This window comes from Synechococcus sp. MU1651 (assembly GCF_023630635.1).
In the GTDB taxonomy this organism is placed as follows: Bacteria; Cyanobacteriota; Cyanobacteriia; order PCC-6307; family Cyanobiaceae; genus Parasynechococcus.
Genome location: NZ_JAKUHJ010000021.1, coordinates 1 through 8192 on the forward strand (window position 1 = coordinate 1; position 8192 = coordinate 8192).

10 protein-coding genes are annotated in these 8192 nt (G+C 61.2%); 7 read left to right on the forward strand and 3 right to left on the reverse strand.

Going from position 1 to position 8192, the window contains the following annotated elements:
* On the reverse strand, window positions 1-880 hold an 880-nt coding region (locus NCN05_RS11260; protein WP_250398148.1), incomplete at its 3' end, for a trypsin-like peptidase domain-containing protein.
* Window positions 881-1021: 141 nt separating this feature from the next.
* Here NCN05_RS11260 and NCN05_RS11265 point away from each other — a divergent pair.
* The 7 genes from NCN05_RS11265 (at window position 1022) to NCN05_RS11295 (ending at window position 6723) form a co-directional block, all read left to right on the forward strand.
* Window positions 1022-1294: a DUF2973 domain-containing protein gene (locus NCN05_RS11265; protein ID WP_114988711.1), complete on the forward strand. Its 273-nt coding sequence runs from the start codon at window positions 1022-1024 to the stop codon at window positions 1292-1294.
* 33 nt (window positions 1295-1327) lie between these two features.
* Entirely contained in the window at window positions 1328-1711 is a 384-nt protein-coding gene (locus tag NCN05_RS11270) for a DUF8663 family protein (protein ID WP_006851931.1), read from the forward strand.
* A 222-nt stretch (window positions 1712-1933) separates the two neighbouring features.
* Entirely contained in the window at window positions 1934-4438 is a 2505-nt protein-coding gene (hrpB, locus tag NCN05_RS11275; protein ID WP_250398149.1) for an ATP-dependent helicase HrpB, read from the forward strand.
* 87 nt (window positions 4439-4525) lie between these two features.
* Window positions 4526-4666 (forward strand): CAB/ELIP/HLIP family chlorophyll-binding protein, encoded by a 141-nt coding sequence (locus NCN05_RS11280; RefSeq protein ID WP_011365253.1) that lies wholly within the window; start codon window positions 4526-4528, stop codon window positions 4664-4666.
* 278 nt (window positions 4667-4944) lie between these two features.
* On the forward strand, window positions 4945-6108 hold the full coding sequence (xseA, locus tag NCN05_RS11285) for an exodeoxyribonuclease VII large subunit (RefSeq protein ID WP_250398150.1): 1164 nt from the start codon (window positions 4945-4947) through the stop codon (window positions 6106-6108).
* Window positions 6108-6377 (forward strand): exodeoxyribonuclease VII small subunit, encoded by a 270-nt coding sequence (xseB, locus tag NCN05_RS11290; RefSeq protein ID WP_250398151.1) that lies wholly within the window; start codon window positions 6108-6110, stop codon window positions 6375-6377. Before xseA ends, xseB begins: the two co-directional genes overlap by 1 nt.
* A complete protein-coding gene (locus tag NCN05_RS11295) occupies window positions 6370-6723 on the forward strand; it encodes a DUF2834 domain-containing protein (protein WP_250398152.1) in 354 nt (117 codons plus the stop codon). Before xseB ends, NCN05_RS11295 begins: the two co-directional genes overlap by 8 nt.
* Here NCN05_RS11295 and NCN05_RS11300 read toward each other — a convergent pair.
* Both NCN05_RS11300 and NCN05_RS11305 read right to left on the reverse strand, forming a co-directional pair.
* Window positions 6699-7049, reverse strand: coding sequence for a hypothetical protein (locus tag NCN05_RS11300; RefSeq protein WP_250398153.1), 351 nt, complete (start codon window positions 7047-7049; stop codon window positions 6699-6701). The two genes, NCN05_RS11295 and NCN05_RS11300, sit on opposite strands and share 25 nt — an antisense overlap.
* Before the next feature lie 53 nt (window positions 7050-7102).
* Window positions 7103-8035 (reverse strand): YihY/virulence factor BrkB family protein, encoded by a 933-nt coding sequence (locus NCN05_RS11305; RefSeq protein WP_250398154.1) that lies wholly within the window; start codon window positions 8033-8035, stop codon window positions 7103-7105.
* Window positions 8036-8192: the final 157 nt, after the last annotated feature.

The following is an 8192-nucleotide window of genomic DNA, read 5'->3' on the forward strand; positions in this document are numbered from 1 at the left end:
GGGTGGGCCGGGGCACCGGAGACAGACGGATGCCGATCACCGGATGACGGGCCTTGCCGCTGGCCACCAGCTGCTGGGCAATGGTTCGAGCCCGATTGATCGGAATGGCAAAACCCAGACCTGCCCCAGGCCCTGATCGCACCAAGGTATTGATGCCGATCACCTCACCGTCGGCATTGAGCAGTGGCCCGCCCGAATTACCAGGATTGATCGCCGCGTCGGTCTGAATCAGGTCAAGACGTTTGCCGGAAATTCCCAGCTGAGCAACGTTGCGGTTGAGGTTGCTGATGATTCCCAGAGTCACCGTGCTCTCCAGGCCAAAGGGATTGCCCACGGCAATCGCCCAGTCGCCCACGCTGAGCCGGTCGGAATCCCCCAGGTCCGCGACTGGCCAGGGCCCGGAGCCCTCCAGGCGCACCACCGCGAGATCGGTGAGGCTGTCTTTGCCCACCACTCGGGCAGGCACCCTCCTGCCATCGGAGAGGTCCACGGTGAGTTGATCCGCCCCCTCCACCACATGGGCATTGGTGAGCAACAGGCCCTTGGCATCGAAGATCACTCCACTGCCTTGGCCACGCTGCACCCTGGAGCGCGGAGCTGTGGCGCGTGGGATGCCGAAGAAGTGGCGAAACAAAGGGTCCTGCATCAGGGCCGGCGGCACACCCGCAACACTGGACTGATTGACGGTCCGCGCCGTCTCCAAGCTGACCACTGCCGGACCACTGCGCTTTACAGCGGCAGGCACAAACGAGCCGCGACGGATCTCCGGGCGCGCCACGGCTTGCTGAGAGCCAACGATCAAGGGAAGCAACGACACGCCGGCCACCAGCAATCCCCCCGCCAGAGCAGAGGCGACCAGCGAGCGGGACGGGGAGTTCACCACAGCTTCAGGGCGATCGGCTGCCTCGACGCTACGTAGAGCAGATCCGAAAACAGCCAAGTTCCGTGTCAAAGCTGTGACCACATGCGACCGGGGTCCCGATAGCGTGAGAATGCAGATATTCAGCTGGGTCGGAGGGTCATGCTCGGTTCGCTGTTTCCCCTCATTTACGGAGCGCTGTTCGTGGCCCTGTTGTGGCAGGCCTTCCGCGTGATGAGCAAGGGTTTCCGCGCTGCCAGCGGTCCGATCAACAGCGCGCCCAGCAACGCTCCGAACGACCGCACAGGCCAGGTCACCGTCCACCCAGAACTTCTGGACAGCGAGGGACGGATCACGGAAGAGGCCCTGCTGACGGTGCGCTTCGGCGGTGACGATGACGAAGCCTCGACGGCCGCGGGACCCGGCACTGAATAAATTGGGCGCTTGAAGTCGACAGGGGTCGCCTGAGTGGATCAGAGAACACGCATCGTTGCCGCGGTCATCAAAGGCCTCAAGCTGCCCCCACGGTTTCGGCTTCGGCTGATGAAGGAAGACCCCGTCCGCCTGGAATTGAGCCTGACTCCGGCCTACGGCAAAGACCCCATCACCGTGGGACTTGTGGAATCTCTTGATCTGGTGGCCCGTCGTGACCGGGAAGGCCGGATCCCCCGCGACCTTCAGGGCACCTGGGACTGGACCGTCCGCCACGGCCAGGTAAGCACCGGAGGCTGGAATCCTTATCTCAAGGAAGCCCTGCAGACCATGTTCGAAACCGGTCTCCCGGCCATCGTGTTTGAAGAACTCACCGGCGAGGAGTACCACCCCGTGGATGGGACCCGCCACGTGCGCTGATCCGGCACGGGTTTTCTGTAAAGGCGTGCGAATGAATGCAGCAATGCCACTGACAAGGGGGCTAGACCGGAATTAATCCGGCCTTTAAGAAAGTCTTCATGGCCTCCCTTGTCGTTTCCATCGGCCCGCTGGTGCGGCTGTTGGCGGCCGTCGGCGCCATCAGCAGCCTGGTGCTGTTCGGCCTGATGAATCTCATCCCGTGAATCGAGCGGCAACACCGCGTTGAGCCAGTTCCCGATCGACGCCCTGTTGGAGCAGATCTGTTCTGCGGTCCGCCCAGGGGAAACGGTTCTGCTCCAGGCACCGCCCGGGGCGGGCAAGACCACACGGGTCCCCCTGGCGCTGATTGGAGCCCTGACGGAAGGCCAGAGCGTTCTTGAAGAGCATCAGAAAATCTGGATGATCGAGCCGCGGCGACTGGCCACCAAAGCGGCCGCCGCCCGTCTTGCCGAGAGCCTTGGAGAAGACATCGGCGCGCGCATCGGTTATGCCGTGCGCGGGGAACAGAAGCGATCCAATCGCACCCAGGTGGAGGTGATCACCGACGGCCTCTTCCTGCGGCGCTTGCAGAGCGATCCCTCGCTCGATGGGGTGGGGTGCGTGATCTTCGATGAATTTCATGAGCGGGGGCGGGACGCGGACCTATCCCTCGCCTTGCTGCGCGAGGCGAGGCCTCTGCTGAATCCAGATCTCGCCGTGATCTTGATGTCAGCCACGCTGGATCTATCCGATCTGAGGGAACGGCTGCCCGAAGCAAAGGTGCTGGAAAGCCCGGGCCGCTGTTACCCGGTGGACACCCACCACCAACCACCACGGCCGGACGAACCCCTGCCAAAGCAGGTGCTGCGCGCCATCGAGCAACACGCCCTCGAGCAACCGCAGGGCAGCGGTGTTCTGGTCTTCCTGCCGGGGCTGGCGGAGATTGAACGCTGCAGGCAGATCCTGACGGCCGCCCCTTCCCTGCAGAACTGGAAGATTCAGTCGCTGCATGGTCAACTGCCCTTGCAGAAGCAGAGTTCAGCCCTGCAGCGCTGCGACCCCAACCAGGACGGCAGCATCATCCTGGCCAGCGCCATTGCCGAGAGCTCCCTCACGATTGATGGGGTGCGCCTGGTGATTGACAGCGGCCTCAGCCGTCAACTGCGCTACGACCCCAACACCCGCATGGAGGGCCTGGAGACCACCGTCTCCAGCCTGGCCAGTGCAGAGCAGCGCCGGGGCCGGGCAGGCCGGCAATGCCCCGGCCGTTGCATCCGCCTCTGGTCACCGGCAGAGCAACAGCGGCGCCCCCCCTTTCACCCCCCTGAACTGCTGCTGGCCGATCCCCAGCCCGTGCTGATGGAACTGGCCCAATGGGGGGCTGGACTGGGGGAAGAGCTGCCGTGGCTGGACCCTCCCCCCGCAGCAGCCATGCAGGAGGGACAGCACGGCCTGCAACAGCTCGGCCTGCTGGAGCACGACGGCCGGATCAGCGAGCGGGGGCGGTTGATCGGCGGCCTCGGCGTTCACCCCCGTCTCGGCATGCTGCTGCTGGAGGCCCACGAACAGGGCGTCCCCCAGCTGGGCTGTGATCTGGCGGCCATCCTCAGCGAACGGGATCCCTTCGATCCCCGCCAGATCGGCAGCGATCTCGAAGCTCGGCTCAACAGCATCCAGCGCCATCCATCCCTACGAACGCTCAGCCAGCAGCTTCGCCGCCAGCTGAAGCGACTGGGTGCCTCACCCCAGAAACGAGACGCCTCCGTCAATGCGGGCGATCTGATCCTGGCGGCCTTTCCGGAATGGCTGGCGCAACAGCGTCCAGGCCAGGCCGGTCGCTATAAGCTGCGTCAGGGCCGCGGAGCCACCCTGCCGCCCTGGGATCCGCTCCAGGGCAGTCCAGCCCTGGCCGTCGCCAGGGTCGACATGGGCGGCCGGGACACCCGGATCCAGATGGCCGTGGCCCTGAGCCAGAGCACCCTGGAGAGCATCGCTGGGCGGGACGGCCACTGGCAGGACGAGGCCAGCTGGGATCCCGAACGCCAGCAGGTCCGTGCCGAACGCCAGCTCAAGCTGGGGGCCTTGGTGGTGCGCCGAACGCCACAGCCTTCGCCAGCCGCAGGGCTGTGCCGCTCCCTGCTGATCGAGCAGCTGAAGAGGAATAGCAGCCTTGACGCCTTGCCCTGGACGGACAGCAGCCATCAGCTGCGCCAACGGCTGGCATGGATGCACCAACAGGTGGGCGTCCCCTGGCCTGATCGCGATCTGACAACCCTGCTGGAGCAAGCCGACACCTGGCTGGGCCCAAGCCTGGAGGGCTGCCTGGGCTGGAGCGACATCACCGCGACAGCCTTGGAAGAAGCACTCTGGGGCGATCTGGATTGGAGCTTCAGGCAACAGCTTGATGACCTGCTGCCGCGCCGCATCCCGATCCCCTCCGGCCGGCAAGCCACGCTGCTTTACACCGCCGACGAAGTGATCCTCGCCGTGAAATTGCAGGAGATGTTCGGATCTGACGACGGCCCCCACGTGCTGAATGGCCGAATCCCCGTCACGCTGGAGCTGCTCTCACCAGCCGGACGCCCCCTGCAACGCACCCGCGCCCTCAAAGGCTTCTGGGAAGGCAGCTACCAGGAGGTGCGCCGGGAAATGCGCGGCCGCTACCCCAAGCACCCCTGGCCCGAAGACCCCCGCCAGGCGCTGCCGACGGCCCGGACCAAGCGCAAATCAAATGGTCAGCAATCCTGACCAGAAAAAGCCCGGCGCGTAGCCGTTAACACACTCAACAAAACTCCAACCTTTGTTACATTGGCTTACAACCAACCGGTTCAACCCATGTCTGACAACGCACGCTTTGGTTTCGTCAACTTCGCTGAGACCTGGAACGGTCGTCTGGCCATGCTGGGCATCGTGATCGGCCTCGGCACCGAGCTCCTGACCGGCCAAGGCATCCTGTCCCAGATCGGCCTCGGCTGATTTCCGCTCCGCGGATTCACAAAACCCCTCGGTTCGCCGGGGGGTTTTTTGTTGCCTCTCCACCAGCCACCGCTGATGCAGCACAGTGGGGAGGATTCCACTGAGGCAGTCGTTGGCACCGCTCTACGTTCAGAACAGACGTGATGGATCAAGGCTGCTCAGCAGCGCCTTGGTGATCTGCACGATTGGTGCCACCCAGATCCACCAACACTGGGGCGTTCTATTGACCAGCATCTCAGCCGTTATCTGCATGTATTGGGGTTACGCCTACAGCCGCCTTGAGCGTTGATCGTCTTCCGACCTATTCCGTTGCTGAGCTGAACACAGCAATCGGCAGCCTGCTGGAACGCGGTTTTGCGCCGCGTTTTTTACTGGAGGCCACGGTCTCCCGGCCTCAACTCAAAAAGGGCCACCTCTGGCTCACCCTCACCGACGGCTCCGCCAGCATTTCCGGCGTGGTGTGGGCTTCGAAGCTGGCCCAATTGAGCTATCAACCCAAAGACGGTGACGGCGTCACCGTGGTGGGCAAGCTCAATTTCTGGGCAGCACGAGCCAGCCTTACCGTTCAGGCACTGGACATCCGGCCCAGCCTCAGCACGGTGCTGCGCGACTTTGAACGGGTGCGGCAACTGCTGGAACAGGAGGGGGTGATCGACCCAAGCCATCAGAGGGCGCTTCCGAGACAACCCGCCTCGATCGCGGTGCTGACCAGCGTGCCCAGTTCCGCCCTGGCCGACATGCTCCGCACAGCGGCGGAACGCTGGCCCATGACGCAGCTGATCGTGGTGCCAATTCCAGTGCAGGGTTCCGTGGCACCGACGATCATCAGCACCCTGGAAGCCTTGGCCGAGCGCACAGACGAGTTGGGACTGGACGCTTTGGTGCTCGCCCGCGGCGGTGGCAGCCGGGAAGACCTGGCGGTGTTCGACAACGAGGCGCTTTGCCGCCTGCTGGCGAACTACCCCATTCCGGTGGTGACAGGCCTGGGACATGAGGATGATCTCACCGTCGCCGAACTAGTGGCAGACCATCGCGCAGCCACGCCCACGGCAGCGATCGTGGCCTTGCTGCCCGACCGCGAAGCGGAATGCCAGGGACTGGCGCAACGGCAAAGCCGATTGAAAGACGCGCTGCTGGGGAGAATCCTGCGCGAACGTCAGCGCCTCCAGGATCGAGACGCAGCCCTTCAGCAACAGTCTCTACTGGAAAAGATCAAACGCCAACGCCAGGCACTGGCTCAAAGGCACCAATTGCTCAAGGCACTATCACCGGAACGCTGGCTGCAACGCGGCTTGGCTCTGATCAGCAACACCGCCGGCGACCCCATTTCAGACCTTGAATCCGTCAAAATCGGTGATCAGCTCAACATTCGAATGAGCAACGGAAGCCTTGAAGCGCGGGTCGATCAGATCCAGCCCAGTGCACCCACCACCTCCTCCTGATGAGCAAGCGCCAAGTCAAGAAAGAGCAACGCGATCGCATCGAAACGTGGCGAAAGGATGCCGAGACACTGAGCTACGAGGAAGCCATGCAGGCTTTGGATCTGCTGCTTGCTGAACTACAGAACGACAGTGTTCCGTTGGCGGACTTGCAGCAAAAAGTGCTCCATGGCGAGGTGTATCTGAACCGGTGTCAGAGCCTGCTCGACAGCGTGGAGCAGTCGATTATCGAGCTTGATCCCACAACTCTCAAAGCCACAACCGATGCGTAAAGCCCTGCCTTGGATTTATCTGCTTCTTGCTGTGTTGGGAGCGATCCTGCCCTGGAAGGCCAACCTGGAATTCATATCCGAAAGCGGTGGACAAGCCTTTGATCTGGCGCGATTCATCGCTGATGCCAGCAGCACAGCCGCGTCACGCTCCTTGAGCGCTGACCTGCTGGTGGGGGCCAGTGCCGTCACGCTGTGGATCTGTGTGGAAGGACCACGTCAGAAGATCAAAGGCTGGTGGCTGGCCATCCCCTTGAGCTTCGGCGTGGCCTTTGGCTGCGCTGCTCCGTTTTTCTTGTTCCTGCGGGAACGACAGCTTCAGGCTCAGGAATCGGAATCCACATCCTGAGCCACCACGTCAATAGTGAGATCACTGGCAGTTGCTGACGGGGCTGCTGCACTGGCCGGGCTGCCTTTCGCACTTGCGTAGGGCGTGCCGCAGACGGCACAGACTGCAGCCCCCTTCAGACCCGTGGCACCGCAGGCGGTACAGCTGATCATCCGGGACTGCAAAAGCTTCCAACCAATCCAACCAAGACCGGAAAGGATCAAAGGAAGCGCCAAAAGAGCCAGCAACACACCACCGGCGAGATCAAGCAAGAGACGACCGGCAGCGGTTGGCAGCAGCAGGAGCAACACAACTCCGATCCACAACACCGCTGGTGGTCGATTCATGGGCTTCAACGGAAAAGGTCCGTTGAATCAGCTTCGCAGAGTTGAATCAAAGTTCAAGGCGCCGCGTTGTTCGGTTCCCCGAGCCGGGGTTTCGCAAAACGAACTGCAGCCAATTCCACGCTTAAACACTGCCCAAAATAAAGAATCACCCCCACCAACCAAACCCAAAGCGTTAACACCAAAACACCGCCAATCACGCCATAGGCCTGATAGCGATTACCCAGAGAAATAATACTCAAACTCAGAATTTTATTGAGAAAGGCGAGGCCGAATCCAATCAACAATGAGCCTGGAATGAGAGGGATTGCAGGAACACGACGACTGGGTAACACCACCTGAAGCAACCAGGCCATCAAAGACAAGATCAACGCGGGAACAAGGATCCGTCCGAGAGGAAGGATGGGGCTGGAGCGCACGATCCCCATCAAGCCTGGAACGACGCCATCCAATAAGCCAAGAATGTCCTCAGGGAGCTGCCCAATGCTGAGCACCAACTGTTGAAAAACAATCAAAACAGATATGGCAAAAACCGTCAGGAAGGCTTCAACACGCGTTCTACAAAACTGTCCAACCTGCTGCCACCAAGACAAACCGATTGATGGCTCGGGCAAAATCTCAGACCACAAGCGATCAGCTCCACGCTGGAGCGTTAAATAAGCATTACTCGCCGTAAGAAGCAAAACAACAACGCCGAGGATGCCAGCGCCAAAGCCTTGATCAACCAACCCACGCAAGGTCGAATCAACAAGGCTGGTTGCTGACGGCGGCAAGACCTGCGTCACCGAGGCCAACACATTATCCACACTGTCCGTTTTGCCAAACACCCTTGCGGCAACCGACAGCGCAATCAGAAGCAGCGGAAAGAAAGACTGAAGAACAAAATATGCAAAAGCAGCACTTAAATCAACACACTCAGCATTATTCCAACGCCGACAAGCCTTCCAAATCTGGCCACTTAAACGTCGAACTAGTGAGCGTCTTGGCACAGATAAGCGCAAAAGATTACTAAAACCTTACAACAAAAAAGCCACCTCGAGATGAGGTGGCTTCTTCGTGGGTGGTGATGGTGATCGCTTCAGCAATCAGCACATCATCAACCTATTTGGAGAATGTTTTACCTGGCATCGAGCTATTTTCTCAGGG

Bases quoted from the DNA above. Each gene is read 5' to 3' on its own strand.
- NCN05_RS11265 (WP_114988711.1), top strand. From the start codon at position 1,022: ATGCTCGGTTCGCTGTTTCCCCTCATTTACGGAGCGCTGTTCGTGGCC.
- NCN05_RS11280 (WP_011365253.1), top strand. From the start codon at position 4,526: ATGTCTGACAACGCACGCTTTGGTTTCGTCAACTTCGCTGAGACCTGG.
- xseB (WP_250398151.1), top strand. From the start codon at position 6,108: ATGAGCAAGCGCCAAGTCAAGAAAGAGCAACGCGATCGCATCGAAACG.
- NCN05_RS11295 (WP_250398152.1), top strand. From the start codon at position 6,370: ATGCGTAAAGCCCTGCCTTGGATTTATCTGCTTCTTGCTGTGTTGGGA.
- NCN05_RS11300 (WP_250398153.1), bottom strand. From the start codon at position 7,049: ATGAATCGACCACCAGCGGTGTTGTGGATCGGAGTTGTGTTGCTCCTG.